The sequence below is a fragment of the Streptococcus sp. Marseille-Q8145 genome (assembly GCF_965112035.1).
Window position 1 is genome coordinate 53758 of record NZ_CBCOPQ010000001.1, and the last position, 17503, is coordinate 71260.

The 17503-nt window shown below is 42.6% G+C and carries 16 protein-coding genes; all 16 read right to left on the reverse strand.

What is annotated here, in order from left to right; all coding sequences use genetic code 11:
• Window positions 1-90: 90 nt before the first annotated feature.
• The 16 genes from ACWPVL_RS00310 to hemW all read right to left on the reverse strand — a co-directional run bounded on the left by ACWPVL_RS00310 (window position 91) and on the right by hemW (window position 17489).
• Entirely contained in the window at window positions 91-1005 is a 915-nt protein-coding gene (locus ACWPVL_RS00310) for a TDT family transporter (RefSeq protein WP_454386089.1), read from the reverse strand.
• 49 nt (window positions 1006-1054) lie between these two features.
• A complete protein-coding gene (locus tag ACWPVL_RS00315) occupies window positions 1055-1912 on the reverse strand; it encodes a GNAT family N-acetyltransferase (RefSeq protein WP_454386797.1) in 858 nt (285 codons plus the stop codon).
• 49 nt (window positions 1913-1961) lie between these two features.
• Window positions 1962-3827 (reverse strand): ABC-F family ATP-binding cassette domain-containing protein, encoded by a 1866-nt coding sequence (locus tag ACWPVL_RS00320; RefSeq protein WP_454386091.1) that lies wholly within the window; start codon window positions 3825-3827, stop codon window positions 1962-1964.
• A complete protein-coding gene (locus ACWPVL_RS00325; RefSeq protein ID WP_454386093.1) occupies window positions 3824-5029 on the reverse strand; it encodes a CCA tRNA nucleotidyltransferase in 1206 nt (401 codons plus the stop codon). Before ACWPVL_RS00325 ends, ACWPVL_RS00320 begins: the two co-directional genes overlap by 4 nt.
• Window positions 5026-5793 (reverse strand): 4-hydroxy-tetrahydrodipicolinate reductase, encoded by a 768-nt coding sequence (dapB, locus tag ACWPVL_RS00330; protein WP_454386095.1) that lies wholly within the window; start codon window positions 5791-5793, stop codon window positions 5026-5028. The genes ACWPVL_RS00325 and dapB overlap by 4 nt, the downstream gene beginning before the upstream one ends.
• Before the next feature lie 42 nt (window positions 5794-5835).
• Window positions 5836-6684, reverse strand: coding sequence for a DegV family protein (locus tag ACWPVL_RS00335; RefSeq protein ID WP_454386799.1), 849 nt, complete (start codon window positions 6682-6684; stop codon window positions 5836-5838).
• 2 nt (window positions 6685-6686) lie between these two features.
• A complete protein-coding gene (locus ACWPVL_RS00340) occupies window positions 6687-7061 on the reverse strand; it encodes a DUF1149 family protein (protein WP_005590470.1) in 375 nt (124 codons plus the stop codon).
• A 672-nt stretch (window positions 7062-7733) separates the two neighbouring features.
• Window positions 7734-9125: a VWA domain-containing protein gene (locus ACWPVL_RS00345; protein ID WP_454386097.1), complete on the reverse strand. Its 1392-nt coding sequence runs from the start codon at window positions 9123-9125 to the stop codon at window positions 7734-7736.
• Between the two features lie 328 nt (window positions 9126-9453).
• Window positions 9454-11436 carry a PTS fructose transporter subunit IIABC gene (locus ACWPVL_RS00350; protein ID WP_125370483.1) on the reverse strand — a complete coding sequence of 661 codons (1983 nt, stop codon included), beginning with the start codon at window positions 11434-11436 and terminating at the stop codon, window positions 9454-9456.
• Window positions 11433-12344, reverse strand: coding sequence for a 1-phosphofructokinase (pfkB, locus tag ACWPVL_RS00355; protein ID WP_454386099.1), 912 nt, complete (start codon window positions 12342-12344; stop codon window positions 11433-11435). Before pfkB ends, ACWPVL_RS00350 begins: the two co-directional genes overlap by 4 nt.
• A complete protein-coding gene (locus ACWPVL_RS00360) occupies window positions 12341-13084 on the reverse strand; it encodes a DeoR/GlpR family DNA-binding transcription regulator (protein ID WP_454386101.1) in 744 nt (247 codons plus the stop codon). Before ACWPVL_RS00360 ends, pfkB begins: the two co-directional genes overlap by 4 nt.
• Window positions 13085-13229: 145 nt before the next feature.
• Window positions 13230-14201, reverse strand: a complete 972-nt coding sequence (locus ACWPVL_RS00365; protein WP_454386103.1) for a CPBP family intramembrane glutamic endopeptidase — start codon at window positions 14199-14201, stop codon at window positions 13230-13232.
• Window positions 14202-14220: 19 nt separating this feature from the next.
• Window positions 14221-14844 (reverse strand): TIGR01906 family membrane protein, encoded by a 624-nt coding sequence (locus tag ACWPVL_RS00370; protein WP_454386105.1) that lies wholly within the window; start codon window positions 14842-14844, stop codon window positions 14221-14223.
• On the reverse strand, window positions 14837-15607 hold the full coding sequence (locus tag ACWPVL_RS00375; protein WP_454386107.1) for a TIGR01457 family HAD-type hydrolase: 771 nt from the start codon (window positions 15605-15607) through the stop codon (window positions 14837-14839). The genes ACWPVL_RS00370 and ACWPVL_RS00375 overlap by 8 nt, the downstream gene beginning before the upstream one ends.
• Before the next feature lie 10 nt (window positions 15608-15617).
• Window positions 15618-16355: an acyl-ACP thioesterase domain-containing protein gene (locus tag ACWPVL_RS00380; RefSeq protein ID WP_454386109.1), complete on the reverse strand. Its 738-nt coding sequence runs from the start codon at window positions 16353-16355 to the stop codon at window positions 15618-15620.
• A 3-nt stretch (window positions 16356-16358) separates the two neighbouring features.
• Complete coding sequence (hemW, locus tag ACWPVL_RS00385) at window positions 16359-17489, reverse strand: radical SAM family heme chaperone HemW (RefSeq protein ID WP_454386111.1); 1131 nt, start codon at window positions 17487-17489, stop codon at window positions 16359-16361.
• Between the last annotated feature and the right edge of the window lie 14 nt (window positions 17490-17503).

Below are 17503 nucleotides of genomic sequence, written 5' to 3' on the forward strand. Positions count from 1 at the left end.
TTACAAATACTCCTAATTATACCATAAACTCAGCCTTCCTCAAAGGCAGGAAATGACTTTCCTCTTGGAAATACATCTCTAAAATCTGCCTCATTTGCCCAAAATATCCTTTGCATACAAGAAGGTAACATAAAGAACAACGAGCAGGGCTATTAAGACTTCAAAAGTAAGCAGAATTTGCCCAGCTAGACCAAGATTCAATACGTTTAAAGATTGCTTCAAAGCCACAGCCGAAATGACCAAAGGGAAGGTAAAGGCAGAAAATCCTGCTGAAAAAGGACGATTGATCAAACGAGGAAGTTGCCACAAAATAAAGGCATAAAAGCATTGTCCTGAAATCAAGAGCAAACTCAATAACACAGGATTTGGCTGAGGAAAAGTAGCCACATAAGCCGCTGTCATCAAGGAAATAGGGGCACAAATCGTTGTCGTATTCGGGCGTACATTCTCTGCTAAGCCAATTTTATAGGTCTTATAAAGGACGATTGGCAAGACCAAGATGGTCGCTAAAAGGCCGTACCAAAAGACCAACTGCCCCAAAGCTAACTGCTTAGGAATTGCAATGGTCAGAGGAGCGACACCAATCCCGACAAATAAGACCGTCCAAGCAGGAAAAACATTCTCCCACTTGAAAGGGAAGACAAAGGTCAGGATATAATAGACCATCAAGAAAACCAACCCGCCAAAGCTTAGCCACCACAGCACTTGCGCACTAATTCGGGCAAAATTTCCCAAAAAAGTCCAGCTCGCTAGATAGGTCGAAGCCACCATTCCCTGCATGAAAAAAGTCGGGAAGACCGAGGCCACTAGCGCTTGACCTAGTTGCTCTTTGACTTGCTTGGTATGCGTCAGCATTCCCACCACTAGATGAAGGAAAAACAAGAATGCCAGACTTGCTAAAAGATAGCGCAAGAACTGACTGACATCACCTACTAAATTTCCCAAGGCTAGTAAGCCTAGCACCAAGCCAGCCTGGACTAAGGATGGCTCTTTTCTCTTTATCATAAACAGATCTCCTGACCTCCATGGCACCTTTCTCTGAAGGTTAATATTTTTATTTTCTCTTTAAATAAACTGTTTCCGATTTTCGTTTAAAGCCCAATCTTTCATACAGCCTCAGGGCACCTGTATTTTGAGCTTCTACGACGATTTGGCAGACTTGTCCATTGCGGCTAGCAAGGTCTTTCAGGATAGACCTGACTAGGTGACTCCCTAATCCCTGTCCCTGAAAGGCCTGAGCCACAGCTAGGGCAAACAGAAAATTACTGCCAAAAGTGGTATCGACTGAGCAAGACGCCACAATTTGACCATCTTTTTTCAGGACATAGAGCAGGCTATCTGGGCTCTCCAGCGCTTGACTGGCATAGTGAAGCGCAGTCTCCATCGGCATTTCAAAAATCTGCGACTGAAACGCTGCAATCTCCGCAACCATTTCCTTTCTCCCCAGTAAAACTTCCACGCCTTCTTTTTCTTCTTGAGGGAAAGTCCCCGCCGCCTGCTCCAGCCAGATTTCTACTTCTTTCAAATCATAGTCAAATTTCTCAGCAAAGGTCGGATGGTCTGCTAGAAACTTAGCTTCACTGATGTATTCGATTTGGGATAAATCGTATTTCTCTGCAATTTTGAAAAATTCCTGCAAAAGAGCGCTCGCTATGCCCTGTCTGCGATAGTCAGGCAACACATAGACAGATACCTCTGCTTGCCCCGGCTCATCCGCATAAACTGATAAAAAACCGACCGTTTGATGATCTAGGTTGGCCAGAAAAAAGGCTGGCATATCCCCATCAAAATTATAGGCGTTGTCCAGATAAGGAAGACGATAAGTCCCATCTATAACGTGGCAGTTTTGAACCAGCTCAAAGAGCTGATCTTTGATTTCCTGACTAGGCTTGCTATAAATCTGTATTTCCATCATTCTCCCTCACAAACTTGTATCCATAACAAATGTGCTACGTACTATTCTACTCCAACTCACTCAGATACTCATAGCGCTCATACTTTTCAAGAAGCTGGTCATTCTTGTCATCCAGCTCCTTCTGAAGTTCCGATAGCTTGGTAAAGTCCGAACCGTTCTGCTCCATCTCCGTCTCAATGGTGGCGATGCGTGCTTCCAGCTTCTCGATATCCGCCTCGATGGTCTCCCACTCTTGCTTTTCAAAGTAGCTCATCCGCTTCTTCTGCTCCCGCGCCTTGACGGACTTTTCCTTTTCTTTCTTTTGGGAAATAGCTGCGCTGGATTGTCTAAAAGCCTTCTCATCCAGATAGTCCGTGTAGTTGCCAAAGAACTCTCTGACCTGACCATCCTCAAAAGCTAAAATCTTGCCGGCTACCTTATCGAGGAAATACCGATCGTGGCTAACTGTGATCACCGGCCCTGCAAAGCCCTGCAGGAAATTTTCTAGAACCGTCAAGGTTGCAATGTCCAAATCATTGGTCGGCTCATCCAGAAGCAGGACATTAGGCTTTTCCAAAAGAAGCTTGAGCAGGTAAAGCCGCTTCTTTTCTCCACCAGACAATTTCTCAATCAAAGTGCCGTGGCTTGAGCGTGGAAAGAGAAACTGCTCCAAGAGCTCAGCAATGGATGTTGTGCCGCTCCCACTCTTAACTTCTTCTGCGACTTCCTGCAAATAATTGATGACCCGCTTAGACTCATCTAGACCTTCAATACGCTGAGAAAAATAAGCCACTCGGACTGTCTCGCCGATTATGACCTGACCAGACTGCGGCTGCAACTGACCAGCAATTAGATTGAGCAGAGTAGACTTACCCACTCCATTATCTCCGACAATGCCCAGTCGATCTTTATTTTGCAACAAGAGATTGAAATGCGACAAAATCTGCTTGTCTCCGTATGCAAAATCCACATCTCTAAACTCGATGACCTTCTTCCCAATACGACTGGTTTCAAAGTTCATCTCTAAGTCCGTCTGATTGGTCTGACCAGCCAAATCACTTTTAAGGTCATGGAAACGATTGATACGTGCCTGCTGCTTGGTCGCCCGCGCTTGAGGCTGACGGCGCATCCAAGACAACTCCTGCTTGTAAAGCTGTTGTTTCTTGTGTAGCAAGGCAGCATCGCGCTCATCCTGCTCAGCCTTGAGCTGGACATAGTCCTGATAGTTGCCCTGATACTCAATCAAGCTCCCGCCGTCTAATTCAAAAATCCGCGTGGAAATATTGTCCAAAAAATAGCGGTCGTGGGTGATAAAGAGAACGGTCTTCTTTGAGTTTTTCAGGAAATTTGTCAGCCACTCAATCGTATCAATATCCAGATGGTTGGTCGGCTCGTCCAGCAGCAGCAAGTCCGCTTCTGAAAGTAGGACCTGCGCCAACTGCACCCGCCGGCGTAGACCACCAGAAAGCTGGCTGATTTTTGCTGCCAAATCTGAGATACCGAGCTTAGATAGGACGGTTTTTACCTGACTCTCAATCTCCCAAGCATGCAGTGAATCCATTTCTGCCATGACCTTGTCTAGACGAGCTTGCTTGGCTTCATCATAAGCTGCCATGAGCAGTTCATATTCTCGAATGAGCTGCATTTCTCGCAAATCACTGGACAAAACAGTATCCAAGACCGTCTTCTCTTCATCGAAGTCTGGTTCCTGAGTCAAATAGGAGATTTTATAGTCAGATTTTGCTGAAAAGGGATATACATCACCATCAAAGCCTGATTTGCCAGACAAGACATCCAAAAGAGTGGTTTTTCCTGTCCCATTGACCCCAATCAGTCCAATCCGATCCAAGTCGTGAATGATAAAAGAAATCTCTTGAAAGACGGTCTTATCCCCGACAGACTCACTCAGCTTTTCAACGATAAAGTCACTCATCCAACTTGCTCCTTAATAAAGTTCATAATCTCTTCCTTGCTATTTGCCAATTCTCCGTCGACAATGGTCCATTCAATTTTATTCAGGATTTTTCCCAATTCTGGCCCTGGTTTAAAGCCATAATCTCGGATCAAATGACTGCCCGTCATCACAATCTCATGTTTGTCATGAATGGTCAGAGCAGCATGTGTCACTTCAATAGCCTCAAACTCAACTGGTAAGCCTGCTGCTTGCCTCAAACTTTCCGCCTGTAGAATCAAATCCAAATCATACTGATAGCAATCACGCTTAGAAAGACTCCGCTCCTGCCGAATCTCATAAACAGCCACTAGCTGATTTACTCGCTTTTGAAATTCATTGGACGTTTTCCAATGCTTCAAAAACTTGCGAACATCTTTTACCTTCAAAGCCAGCAAAAGCGCAGCCCAAGCCTGCTCAGAACTAGAAAATTGAAAATCTTCTTCTAAACCGTCTAGTAGTTCCTGCAAAGCTTCTGCTGAATGTTTCATATCAGGAAGAAAGTCGTAGGCAGCAGCTTTGAGCAGGCTCTCCAGACCTTTTCGCCAGAAAGGTGCCATCAAGAGCTTGTCAAACTCGATAAAAATCCGCTCTACCGATATCTTCTCCAAAAGCGGCGCGCAATCTGCCATAGCCTGAAAGGTCAACTCTTCCAAATCAAAGTCTAAACCAGCCTGAAAACGGAAGCCCCGCATGATGCGGAGAGCATCTTCATTGAAACGCTCTGAAGCCACTCCAACTGCCCGCAGAGTGCGATTTTTCATATCTGCCAAACCGTTAAAGAGGTCCACAATCTCCCCCTCTTGGTTTAAAGCAAGTGCATTGATTGTAAAATCCCTACGCTTCAGGTCTTCTTCCAAAGAGCGCACAAAAGAGACCTGACTAGGCCTGCGGTAGTCCACATAGACATCCTCAGTCCGAAAGGTCGTTATCTCGTATTCCCCCTGGCCTTCCAAGACCAGAACCGTTCCATGCTCAATGCCAACATCGACAGTCCGAGGAAAGATGGTTTTGATCTCCTCGGGATAGGCCGAGCTGGCAATGTCCACATCGTGAATCGGCCGATTCAACAGAGCATCTCGTACAGAACCGCCGACAAAATAAGCCTCAAAACCAGCCTCTTTAATCTTCTCTAATACTGGCAAAGCCTCCTGAAACTCAGAAGGCATCTTCTCTAATCTCATAGTAAATGTTCCAATCCATAGACCAATTCAGAGCGCTTCACTACCTCTTTGATACCTAGATTTACCCCAGTCATAAAGGAAACTCGGTCATAGGAGTCATGACGCAAAGTCAGTCCTTCTCCTTGACTACCAAAGATAACTTCCTGATGGGCCACTAAGCCCGGCAAACGCACTGAGTGAATCCGCATGCCGTCAAAGGTAGCTCCACGGGCGCCAGCTAACGATTCTTCTTCGTCGGCCGCTCCCTGCTGCTTACTCGTCCGGACTTTGCTGATTAATTCAGCTGTTTTGACAGCCGTACCGCTCGGTGCATCTTTTTTGTTGTCATGATGCAGTTCGATAATCTCCACGTCTGGGAAATACTTGGCTGCTTGGGCTGCAAATTGCATAAGCAAAACGGCTCCCAGAGCAAAATTCGGGGCAATCAATCCACCCAGACTCTTTTGACGCGATAGTTGGGTCAAGTCTTCAATCTGCTCAGACGTGAAACCAGTCGTTCCGACCACCGGAGCAAAGCCATTCTCAAGAGCAAAGCGAGTATTTCCATAAGCCACTTTGGGAGTCGTAAAGTCAATCCAGACATCTGCCTGAAGACCAGCAAGTTCTTCTTTGGTATTGAAAACTGGAACTCCCGCTACTTCCTTTTCCTCTGTGAAAGGATCTAGCAGACCGGCCAATGCCAACTCAGGATCTTCTGTTACCATCTTATAGGCTGCTTGTCCCATCTTTCCCTTGAAACCAGCAATAATGACTTTTATACTCATCTAGAACCTCTCTCTATTCTTGATTAACTGCTCTGCAAAACTCTAGACCAGCGGAATGTAGGCCAAAGCGACACTACCCTCTCCCAAGTGAGTTCCAATCACACTACCAAAGGTAGCAAGAGGAATATCGTCCGCTATGCCAGCCTCCATCAGCTGCTGGCGTAAGCTTTCCGCCTTCTCTTCAGCATTCCCGTGAATTACCACGACCTGATAAGAAGCAGAGGCAGTTTTTTCCTCTACTACTTCAATCAATCTCTTAATCGCTTTCTTTTCTGTCCGAATCTTTTCAAAGACTTCAATGATACCTGCATCATTAAAATACAGAATCGGCTTGATACTTAGGAGATTTCCCAAAATAGCTGCACCATTGGACAAACGACCGCCCTTAACCAGATGATTGAGATCGTCAACCATGATAAAGGCACTGGTTCCATCGATTTGTCTCTGAATCTTGAGCAAAATCTCTTCAAAATCCTGTCCTTCCGCAGCCCAAGTCAAAGCATTTTCGACCATGAGGCCAAGCGGAGCACTGGTGATTTTTGAATCAGGAAAGGCGATTTTCAAGTCAGGAAATTCGTCCTTGAGATACTGGATATTTTGATAAAATCCTGAAATCCCACTGGATAAAAAGAGCCCTAGTACATGCGTGTAATCCTCGCCAGCAAGACGCGTCAACGTCTCCTCCAACTCTGCCACACTAGGCTGACTTGTCTTTGGCAAATCATCTGCAGCAGCCATTTTCTCATAAAACTCACTAGCTGTCAGATTTTTTCCTTCTACATAAGTCTCTCCAGCAATCACTACTGGAATATCTAGCACAAAAAGATGGTCATTTCCACGAAGGCTATTCGGTAAAAAAGCGGACGAATCCGTTATAACCGCTAATTTCATCATTAGAACTCCAAATTAATACCTGGTAAATCTAGCGCAATCTCAGTCACTTCATAAGTCAAGCGATTGAGCATGGTCAAGCAAGGACGCGCCAATTCTTCCACTTCTTCATGTTCAAACTCACTAGGTTCCTGCACCAAACGTCCTTGAATATGATTTGTCTGCGTAATCGTTCCACTAATTACAAAACGATCAAACACAATCATGAAAGTCAAAATCACAATCATGGATGTTGAATTCTTTTCTTCATTTCTTTCAATCAGCTGAAAATTCACGTCAACTTTTGTTTCAGGTGTTCCATTTTCTTTTTCCCATTCAAAATTGCGTGCATCAAAATGATACTGGCTGACAAATTCTTGTTCACGTTGTAATTCCATTACTATTCTCCTAAAAATATACGATAGTCCATTATAACATAATTTAAGGAAAGTTTCTATGTAAAAAAGGAGCCTACCCAACAAATAGATAAAAAACTTCTCCTAACATTGCACAAGTGTAAGCAAATCTTTAATTTAGCATTTTTAAATAAGTTTTATTGCGCAAGATTTCAATTCAAGAAAGATTATAACTACCTTAGATGGATGTGCTCAAGTAACTACTTGTAATTGCTTTCGGCGCTATTCCAGACTAGTTCGAAACGGACTTATAGTTATTGCCATGGGTGTACTACAACATAGCTAAGGATTTCTTTCTGCTTAAATTGTCCTCGATCGCTTTCACATGTACAACACCTAAATCAGACTATGGACTGCCTTCACATCCAAATCATGAAACAATTTGATCAAAAATCTCGCGATTACAAGACAATAAAACGATGCTGGAAACTCCTCTAACAAGATAGTCAAAAACAAAGCAATAAACGTTTTTATCGCCTATCCTTTCCTATGTATTGATCAATAAAGAAATCAATGTTAACTAACATCACCCAGCTACAAGTTAACAAAGAACCAAAAAGCCTTAGTTCTGTATTGTACAAAACCAAGGCTTCTTCTCACATGACTTATATCACTTTTGAAAAGTAAGTGAAACTTACTTTATCCATGACTCTATTAGTCTTTTTTCTTAGCACTAACAGTCAATCCTGAAGCTACTGCCACTAACGCTACTCCAACTACAGCCAAGCCTGAAGAAACTTGCTCCCCAGTTTTTGGTAATTCAGCCACCTTATTAGAAATTGATGTAGTATGATAAACTGGCTTCGTACTTCCAATAGGTTTCGCTACTGTAGGAGCTGGAGCTTTTTGCTTAAGTACGACATGTGCTTCTGCCAAGAAGTCATATTTCTCTGTCACAATGCGGTAAACACGTCCTTCTTGGACAGTCTTAACAACATGATTTGTAAAATCACGATTTAAAAGACTAGAAAATTCTTGACGAATATCAAGGTAAAGACCTTTTGTTCCTTCAACTAGAGGTTTAAAAGTCGTTTTTTCGTATTCTACACCCACAACCGACAGGGAAATATCAGCCGCTTTAAGAGCTTTCAGAGTTTCTTCTACTGTTGGAATACCTGGAGTACTGAAATCAATACTTTCATCAGTAATCAAGAAAGCAAAACGACGATTATTAGAAGCTGTAGACCAATCGTAATCTTTTGAAGTTGCAATATGATGAAGAGGGGCTGTAGGCTCTTCTGTTCCACCGCCTGTTTGAATAGATCTAAGAGCCTTAATATACTCTTCTACATTCTTAGTGAATTTAGACCCATTAAAATCGAAATATTGAACATCCTTAGCAGACTCATACGCGATTAAGCCAAGACGAGCATCAACCTTTTTACTAGCCAAATCACGGACAAAAGCCTCAATATTTTGCATAACATTCTGAATAGATGAACCCATTGAACCTGACTTATCAATAGTAAAAACGATGTCAGCAGAACCAGACGATTGCTTCGTAATTGTCACATCTGCTTCTTTCATCACTTTTTCAAATGTTGTCTTCTTGATGGTCTGAGTAACATCAGCTACATACTCATCCGTATCAACATGATCGGTAACTGTCTTTGATGTAGCAACTGGCGCTTTTTCTCCAACAGCAGTTCCTTTAGCAGCTACACTAGTTGTCTCAACACTCACAGAAGCCTCTGCTTTAGCAACAGCTTCTGTACCAGCTTCATTTTCTTTCGTATCCACTTTGACATCAGTAGAAGTAGTAGATACTTTCACTACATCACCAGGTTTAGCCTTATCAATTGGCACTACTGGAGTATTAACCTTTTCTTGAATCTCTTTGGCTGTCTCAGAAAGTTGTTGATTAGCCTGAGTTGTTTTAGCAGCAAGTTCATTTGAGCTTACTTGAGCTAGCTCATTAGCAGCTTGACTTGGCTTATTTACCTCATCAGCATCAGCTTGTGTAACTGCTGTAAAAACAGATGCTAGGGCAACTGAAAATAAAACAGATTTGCATTTCCAAAATAAAGAACGCTTCTTATTTTTCATAAGTATTCTCCTTTAATAAATTTTGACTATATTATATCAATATCAAGGGGATTTGTCAAATATGATCTAATGTTCGGAACAACTTGCTATATTTACTAAAATCAGATTCTAGATTCTCTTTGATAACAAATTCAATTCTTGAAATTATTTTCAAAACATGGTATAGATATTAATCCAAAGAACGCTTCTTATTTTATTTCTGTAAGTAAAGTTTTTATCAAGATTTCATTTCCTTTTATTTCACCTAACAATGAGACCTCTGCCTATCAAGATTCTAGAAGATGCAAAAAGAATCTTGATAAAGCATCAAGATTCTTTCGCATATGTTTTATTTTTCAAGTGGTTTACGCAAATATCCGAAAAGAATACCGCTGACTACTGCACCAATCAAAACATACACAAGGTAAAGGATTGGGTTGTTAGTCAAACCGATAACGAAGATTCCTCCGTGAGGAGCCATAAGTTTGATGCCAGACAGACCGACAAGTGCACCTGTAAGAGCTGAACCGACGATAAAGCTTGGAATTGCACGGGCTGGGTCAGCAGCTCCAAATGGAATCGCTCCTTCTGTGATGAAAGATAGTCCCATAACGATATTGGTAATTCCAGAGTCACGCTCTTCTTCTGTAAATTTATTTTTGAAAAGAATTGTTGCTACGAACACTGCTAAAGGCGGAACCATGCCAGCTGCCATAACAGCCGCCATAACAGTTGAACCACCACTTGTCAATGATTCAGCCAAAGAAAGAGTACCCACAGTATAAGCAGCCTTATTAACAGGCCCACCCATATCGACAGCCATCATTCCTCCTACCAGAAGTCCAAGAATAACTGCTGATGTACCACTCAAGCTCATAAGGAAGTCATTAAGAGCTGTATTAATCGCTGACATCGGAATGTTTACTGCCAACATAGCAAATCCGGTAAGAGCAACACCTAACAAAGGGAGAAGAAGAATAGATTTAACACCTTCAAGTGAACGAGGAACCTTGATGTATTTTCTAAGCAATAGTACAATACCACCAGCTAAGAAACCACCTACCAGGGCACCAAGGAAGCCTGATGAGACTTGAGATTTAGCAAGAGCTTGCAAGATTTCTTGAACTTGTTCTGGGGTTTTATTTGCAAGATCTTTGTATACAGGAATATTTCCATAAGCAATACCTGCCTTTGCAATTGCCCCTGCTACGAAACCAGCTACCAATCCAGGCTTTTCGGCAATAGAATAAGCGATATAAGCAGCTAATACGGGAACCATGAAGCCAAAGGCTGCTCCACCAATCTGATTGAAGAGAGCTGACAAACCATTATAATTCCCCAAGTGACCCAATTGGTCTTTAGGAACCCCCTGGTCAAGCAAGAATGAGATCGCTATCATAATCCCGCCACCGATAACGAATGGCAACATTTGAGAAACACCGCTCATTAGGTGCTTATAGAATGCAGCTCCCAGACTAAGTTTTTCATTGTTTTCTTCTACTGCTCCACCATTAGTAGCCTTGTATACTTCAGCTTTCCCTGAAAGAGCCAGATTGATCAGTTCTTCCGTCTTACGAATACCATCCGCAACGGGACGTTTGATTAATGCTTTGCCGTCAAAACGATCCATCTCAACAGCCTTGTCTGCAGCGATAATGACTGCTTTAGCTTTTTTGATGTCTTCTGCTGTCAGTTTGTTGCCAACACCGCTAGCACCGTTGGTTTCAACCTTAATGCCAACGCCCATTTCAGCAGCCACTTTTTGAAGGGCTTCTTGGGCCATGTAAGTATGGGCAATCCCCGTTGTACAAGCTGTAACGGCTACGAGGAAGTCGCCAGATTCGTTGGCAGGAGCAACAGTTGCAGGCTCTTCTGCTTTTTCTGAAGCTTGGTCAAAGAGAGCAATAACTTCATCTGGCGAAGATACTTTACGCAATTTGTCAGCAAAACCGTCTTTCATCAAGTATTGAGACAATTCTGCCAAGGCTGCCAAGTGAGTATCATTGGCACCTTCTGGAGCTGCAATCATGAAGAAGAGATCAGTTGGCTGACCATCCAAACTTTCATAGTCAACACCCTTGTTTGACTTAGCAAAGAGAACAGTCGCTTCTTTGACAGCAGAATTTTTGCTGTGAGGCATAGCAATTCCGTCACCCAAACCAGTGGAAGTTAGAGCTTCACGCGCTAAGATTCCTTCTTTAAAAGTTTCGAAATCCGTCACATAACCGTGATCGACCAAGCTTTTAATCATCTCTTCGATGACAGCTGTTTTTTCAGTTGCCTGCAAATCTAGCAACATGACATCTTTTCTCAATAGGTCTTGAATTTTCATCGTTTTCCTACCTCAACTTTTTCATATGTTTCTTTAATAAATTCCGCTGTTGCCAAGTCATCCGAGAAGGTAGTTGCCGTTCCGCAAGCGACTCCCCACTTGAAGGCTTCTACTGCATCTTTGGATTTGACAAATTCACCTGTAAATCCAGCGACCATAGAGTCGCCAGCTCCAACTGAATTTTTCACTGTCCCCTTGATTGGTTTTGCGAAGTAGGCTCCCTCAGAGGTTACAAGAAGGGCACCGTCGCCAGCCATGGAGATAATGACGTTTTGAGCACCTTTAGCTAGTAACTCACGAGCATAGTTCTCGATTTCATCTAAACTTTCCAGTTTCACTCCAAAGATAGCTCCTAGTTCGTGATTGTTTGGTTTGACCAAAAGTGGCTGATAGTCCAAACTATCAATCAAGGTCTGTCCTTCAAAGTCACAAACCACTTGCGCACCAGTCTGGCGCGTCAAGGCAATCAGATCTTTGTAGATAACATTTCCCAAGTTCTTAGCACTTGAACCCGCAAACACAACCGTATCATCTGCAGTCAGACTAGACAAAATAGCTTTCAATTCTTCTAGCTGAGCTAGTTCGACAGTTGGACCCGTTCCATTGATTTCTGTTTCTTGGTCTGCTTTAATCTTGACATTGATACGAGTATCTTCTGCCACTTGGACAAAACGCGTTTCGATTTCTTCCTCTACCAATGTATCTGTGATAAATTTACCAGTAAAACCTCCGATAAATCCAGTCGCTGTATTTGGAATACCCAAGCGTTTCAAGACACGACTGACGTTGATTCCTTTCCCACCAGCAAACTTATCATCACTGTCCATACGATTGACACTCCCGACCTGGACTTGGTCCAAGCGAACGATATAGTCAATGGATGGATTGAGTGTGACTGTATAAATCATGCTTCTATTACCTCCGTTTTTTCTTTAATCTTTTGAATCACTTCGGATTCTGTCTGGTTTGTAATGAGCCTTGCGCGCGATATCGGGGCCACTTTTGCAAAAGATGTCTGACCTAACTTTGAGGCATCGGCCAAAACATAGGTTCTCTTGGCATTTTCGAGAATAGCGCGTTTCACTGCTCCTTCTTCCATGTCCGGAGTCGTGAAAAATCCATCGTCGATTCCATTCATTCCGATAAAAGCCTTGTCAAAATTCAGCTGGCCGATTTGATTTAGAGCGACACCGCCGATACTGGCATCTGTCGACCGTTTCACGACACCACCAATAATCACAGTGGGAATATTTCGCTCCACCAGCTTGGTTGCATGGTGGATAGAATTGGTCACCACCGTCACGCTTGGATCATGCAATTCATTGACTAAGAGTTCATTGGTTGTCCCTGCATCAATAAAGATGACATCGTATTCTTGAATCAAGCTGGCTGCTTTTTGAGCAATCTTGGTTTTTTCTTGAATGTTTTTGATAGATTTTTCTTGATTGCTTTCTTCCTCCTGCAAGAAATGAAGGCTCTCTGCACCACCATGCACACGCCTCAACTTCCGCTCGCTTTCAAGCTCATCTAAGTCTCTTCTAACAGTTGATTCTGAAGTGTTTAAAGCTTTTACTAGATACTCTAAAGAAACAAATTTATCTTTCATAACTTTCTCGAGAATCAGCTGCTTTCTTTTCGACTTCAGCATAGAATACCTCCTCTGCAATCGATTACAGTTCTATTATACAAGATTAAATTTCAAAGTCAAGCATTTTCTATCATTTTCTATCAAAAATAGTCATTCGTTTGAATATAGAAAAAAGAAGCCTGTTAGACTTCTTTTAATTTCTTTATTATCTTGTAGTGATATAGACAAGAAGAATCGGTAAAAAGGCAGCAAGCACACATAAGATTGAAAATACCCAAAACCAAACCGATTTAAGAGCTTGCTTATATGTCCCCGGCTGAGATCTATTTTCAGCAATATAAGCTTTAATTTTCGACCTATTTAGGATGAGTACAATCAATACTACCGTTGTTCCTACAGTCATCAATCCATAATTTATGAGATTCACGATACTTTCTGGGATATAGTTGGTCAGGAAATCAAGTCCTTCTGCGATGACCAAATTATTGAAAATATGGAAGAAGATCACCCAGAAAATGGAATATTCAAAAGCGATATAACCAAATCCCAGACCAATCATAGCAGCAAAATAAAGCTGATATAAATTTTCATGAAACAGTCCGAAAAGAAGAGCCGTCATGACAATGGCAAAAACTTTCCCGTGCTTTTCCAAGGCCCGCAATCCTGCTCCCCGAAAAATAATCTCCTCCGTAATCGGTGCCATGATGGTGGTATAGATAAACATGGTGATTGAATGAGAACTAAAATCCTGTGATAAAATCTCAGAAAGATCCAAACCAAAGAGCGACAAAATAGCATTCATGATTTGACTTGTCGCAGTGCTAAACAGCTGAGAGAAAAACAAGAAGCAAATCATGAAGAAGAAGACTTTGGCTGTCATTTTTTTATTTTTCTTGCGCAAATCTCGAGTAAAAAGCTGCTTGCCCCTGAAAATCGTGAAAATAAGCACACCTAAACAAGAAGCGATAATGTAGGAACCGCCATCTTTATCCATAAAACTTTTCACAAATTTCTCAGTCTTACCTATATCAAAACCCTGCTGAAAAAGAACAAAGAAATAGGAAAAGACAGTATAAAGTATTACAACCACTAGCATCACGATAGAATAAGTGAAGCAGGTTGCTGAAAATCTCCCCAGATCTTTCTTGGGATTTAAAGGCTCAGGTAACGTATTCATAAAATCTCCTTTGTTATTATTAGCTACGAGTCTTTCTACTGAAAAAATACAAACTTAAAAAGATTCCCTCGTAAAGAAGAGCAAAAAGAATAAAGGCGTGCATGAAAAATTCTTCTGGCAAAATCCAGATGACTGGATCCTTGGCTGGATCAAACAGCCATGTATTGTCTCCCACAAAAAGCACTTGATGAAAGAGCGTAAAAAAGCTGTCAAAACCAATCAAGCCAGCCAAACAAATCATGACAAATGGCAATACGCTCAAGATAAATAAGCTTCTTTGATAAAGAGCTAAAAATCCTTTTTTAACCACTTTTTTGATAAAGAAAATCAAAGACGGCAAGGTTAACAGAAAGACAGCCTGCGCCAAGTGGAAAAGATACTTGACCGCTTGAAAATGATGCAGACCTGCTGCCGACGAGCGAAAATCAGGCATCGCCAGCTTCTGACTAAAAGGATTGGTCAGGTAATTCATCAAAATGTTGAAATTATACTGGATGGTCTCTGCTTTCAAATGAACCTTATCTGGTAAAGCGAAATAGGAAATCTCCAGCGGGTAAAACAGCCAAGCCAGATAAATGGTCAACAGGATAGCTACTGCCAGCAAGCACAAAAAGCTGGCTGAAAATCTCAACTTATCACGCATCGAAGTCCCACTCCGCTAGACTGGACAAGACATGCGTCGGTTGGATCGGCAAATTGGGCACCTCTTCTGGCAAGGTAAAGCCTGTCGTAACCAAGAGTGTCGGAATGCCATTGTTGATTCCCGCTCGAATATCTGTCAGGTAGTTATCGCCGACCATAACCACATCCTCACGCGCCAGCCGTAGATGCTCTATGGCTTTTTCCATGATGATGGCATTGGGCTTGCCAATAAAGGTCGGCTCAACACGAGTAGCGGCTTCCAAGAGAGCATTGATAGCACCCGCTCCCGGCTGCAGACCTCGCTCGGTCGGAATATTGAGATCAGGATTAGTTCCGATAAAGTGAGCACCCTTTTGAATGGCCAACGTCGCTATTGTCAGTTTCTCATAATCCACTTCCCAGTCCAGACCCACTACCACATAGTCGGGGTTTTCTGTATCTTCCTCATAGCCAGCTTCTTCAATGGCCTGTTTCAGTCCGACATCACCAATAACATAGACTTTCTTGCCCAGATTTTTCTCCTGCATGTAGTCAATAGTAGCCAGAGTCGCTGTGTAAATGGTTTCAAGTGGCGTCTCAATATTGAAATTCTCAGCCAACATGGTCTGAACCATTTCTGGCGTGCGCGTGGTATTATTGGTCACAAAAAGATAGGGAAGCTTGCGCTTCTGCAACTCGTGTACAAAGGCCTCTCCTGCTGGGATCCGGCTCTTTCCCTTGTAAATCGTCCCGTCTAAATCAATCAAATATCCTTTATATGTCATACATTACTTTCTAATCTTTTTCAATCTCTTGCCAAGTGATTATAGCTTGGGCATTGACTTCGCCGTCACTGGAAATCTGGTGAGTGCTCTGCAGGCCTTCTAGGTCATAGCTAGAGGCAATCATGCCGCCCGGTCGGACTTCCTTAACATACTTCAGGTTGATTTTCTGAGGAATATGCTGGGTAAGGAAATCTGCTCCCATGACCTCAAAAATCCAGTCCAGATACTTGCTATTGTTGACATGTCCATTCATATCCAAGTCGTAAAAGCGCACATGATAGTCCTTGCTGACAGGATTTTCTAAGTTTGGATATTTAGGGCCACGCAGCAATTTCTTGGAAAACTCTGATTGATATGGTGCTACAATCTCTGGTTCAACTGCATGAACCTTGCGACTATCCCGATCCATAAGGACAAAGGTTGCCATCATCTGGATAATAGCCTCGCCCGCTTCATCAAAAATCGTGAAGCGACGGTAGCAAAAAAGCCGATTGTAAGTCAATGCTTCTGTCTCGATGGTAATTTCCTCTGCAAATCGTGGTAGTCGTGTCACATCAATATCGTAGTCCGTAATAATCCAGACTAGATTATACTGCTCCAGCATGTCCTTGTCGCTGACGCCGAGCTCAATCGACTGCATGCCTGATACCTGCAAGGACAGTAAGATGACATCTGGCAGCTTGATATGGCCGTTCATATCCGCCATATCAAAAGGAATTTTCATTTTCATTTGATAAGTTAAGCCCATGATTTACTCCAATATAAATTTCTCAGCAACCGTATCGCCTAAAAAGAGACCTTGTTTGGTCATTCGCACGATGTCTCTGTCCGGCACTAGCAAGCCCTGCTCAGTCAGTTCAGACACGACAGATCCGTACTGGTCTTCAAAGGAAAGACCGAATTTTTCCTCGAAGCGTTTTTTTGAAACACCTGACTTCTTTCGAAGCCCCAGAAACATCTCTTCTTCCATCTTTTCTTTCAGCGTCAGCACTTCTTCCTGCACACGGGCATTGCCCGCTTCCACCGCCTGCAGATAATGACGAATAGGCCCGTGGTTTTTATAGCGTACACCATCGACATAGCCAGACGCTCCCGCTCCAATACCATAATACTCCGCATTGTCCCAGTACATGAGATTGTGGCAGCTCTCAAAGCCTGGTTTGGAAAAATTAGAAATCTCGTAATGTTCAAAACCTGCCTTTTCTAGCTCAGCTATAATGTATTCGAACATCTCCGCTTCCAAGTCTTCCTTGGGCAGAGGCAACTTCCCCCGCCGCATCCGATTCATGAAGACTGTATGATTTTCCAAAATCAAGCTGTACAGACTCATGTGGGGAATGTCCAGAGCAATAGCCTTGGCTACATTGATTTTCACATCTTCCATGGTCTGCTTGGGCAGGGCATAAATCAAGTCAATCGAGATATTGTCAAAACCTGCTTTTTTGAGATTGGCAATGTTCTCATAGATATCCTTTTCCAAGTGACTGCGGCCAATTTGCTTGAGCATGCGATCATTAAAGGTTTGCACGCCCAGCGAAACCCGATTGACTGGTGAATCTTTAAGTACAGCAATCTTCTCCTGATCCAAGTCCCCAGGATTGGCTTCGATGGTCAGCTCCTCAAGATAAGACAAATCTAGCTTGTCCGTCAGCTTTTCCAGCAAAAAAGCCAACTGAGGCGCCGATAGAGCCGTCGGAGTCCCACCACCGATATAGAGGGTACGGAGCTTTTTGATATCGTAAGAATGATACTCCTTAATCAAATGCTCCAGATAACTATCTACCGGCTGATTTTTGATAAAAACCTTAGAAAAATCGCAGTAATAACAAATCTGAGTACAAAAAGGAATATGCACATAGGCAGAAGTCGGTTTAGTTTGCATAGTATTTATTATAG

Excerpts from the sequence above, each read along its gene's own strand:
- ACWPVL_RS00310 (WP_454386089.1), bottom strand. The coding sequence starts at position 1,005 with ATGATAAAGAGAAAAGAGCCATCCTTAGTCCAGGCTGGCTTGGTGCTA.
- ACWPVL_RS00315 (WP_454386797.1), bottom strand. The coding sequence starts at position 1,912 with ATGGAAATACAGATTTATAGCAAGCCTAGTCAGGAAATCAAAGATCAG.
- ACWPVL_RS00320 (WP_454386091.1), bottom strand. The coding sequence starts at position 3,827 with ATGAGTGACTTTATCGTTGAAAAGCTGAGTGAGTCTGTCGGGGATAAG.
- ACWPVL_RS00325 (WP_454386093.1), bottom strand. The coding sequence starts at position 5,029 with ATGAGATTAGAGAAGATGCCTTCTGAGTTTCAGGAGGCTTTGCCAGTA.
- dapB (WP_454386095.1), bottom strand. The coding sequence starts at position 5,793 with ATGAGTATAAAAGTCATTATTGCTGGTTTCAAGGGAAAGATGGGACAA.
- ACWPVL_RS00335 (WP_454386799.1), bottom strand. The coding sequence starts at position 6,684 with ATGAAATTAGCGGTTATAACGGATTCGTCCGCTTTTTTACCGAATAGC.
- ACWPVL_RS00340 (WP_005590470.1), bottom strand. The coding sequence starts at position 7,061 with ATGGAATTACAACGTGAACAAGAATTTGTCAGCCAGTATCATTTTGAT.
- ACWPVL_RS00345 (WP_454386097.1), bottom strand. The coding sequence starts at position 9,125 with ATGAAAAATAAGAAGCGTTCTTTATTTTGGAAATGCAAATCTGTTTTA.
- ACWPVL_RS00350 (WP_125370483.1), bottom strand. The coding sequence starts at position 11,436 with ATGAAAATTCAAGACCTATTGAGAAAAGATGTCATGTTGCTAGATTTG.
- pfkB (WP_454386099.1), bottom strand. The coding sequence starts at position 12,344 with ATGATTTATACAGTCACACTCAATCCATCCATTGACTATATCGTTCGC.
- ACWPVL_RS00360 (WP_454386101.1), bottom strand. The coding sequence starts at position 13,084 with ATGCTGAAGTCGAAAAGAAAGCAGCTGATTCTCGAGAAAGTTATGAAA.
- ACWPVL_RS00365 (WP_454386103.1), bottom strand. The coding sequence starts at position 14,201 with ATGAATACGTTACCTGAGCCTTTAAATCCCAAGAAAGATCTGGGGAGA.
- ACWPVL_RS00370 (WP_454386105.1), bottom strand. The coding sequence starts at position 14,844 with ATGCGTGATAAGTTGAGATTTTCAGCCAGCTTTTTGTGCTTGCTGGCA.
- ACWPVL_RS00375 (WP_454386107.1), bottom strand. The coding sequence starts at position 15,607 with ATGACATATAAAGGATATTTGATTGATTTAGACGGGACGATTTACAAG.
- ACWPVL_RS00380 (WP_454386109.1), bottom strand. The coding sequence starts at position 16,355 with ATGGGCTTAACTTATCAAATGAAAATGAAAATTCCTTTTGATATGGCG.
- hemW (WP_454386111.1), bottom strand. The coding sequence starts at position 17,489 with ATGCAAACTAAACCGACTTCTGCCTATGTGCATATTCCTTTTTGTACT.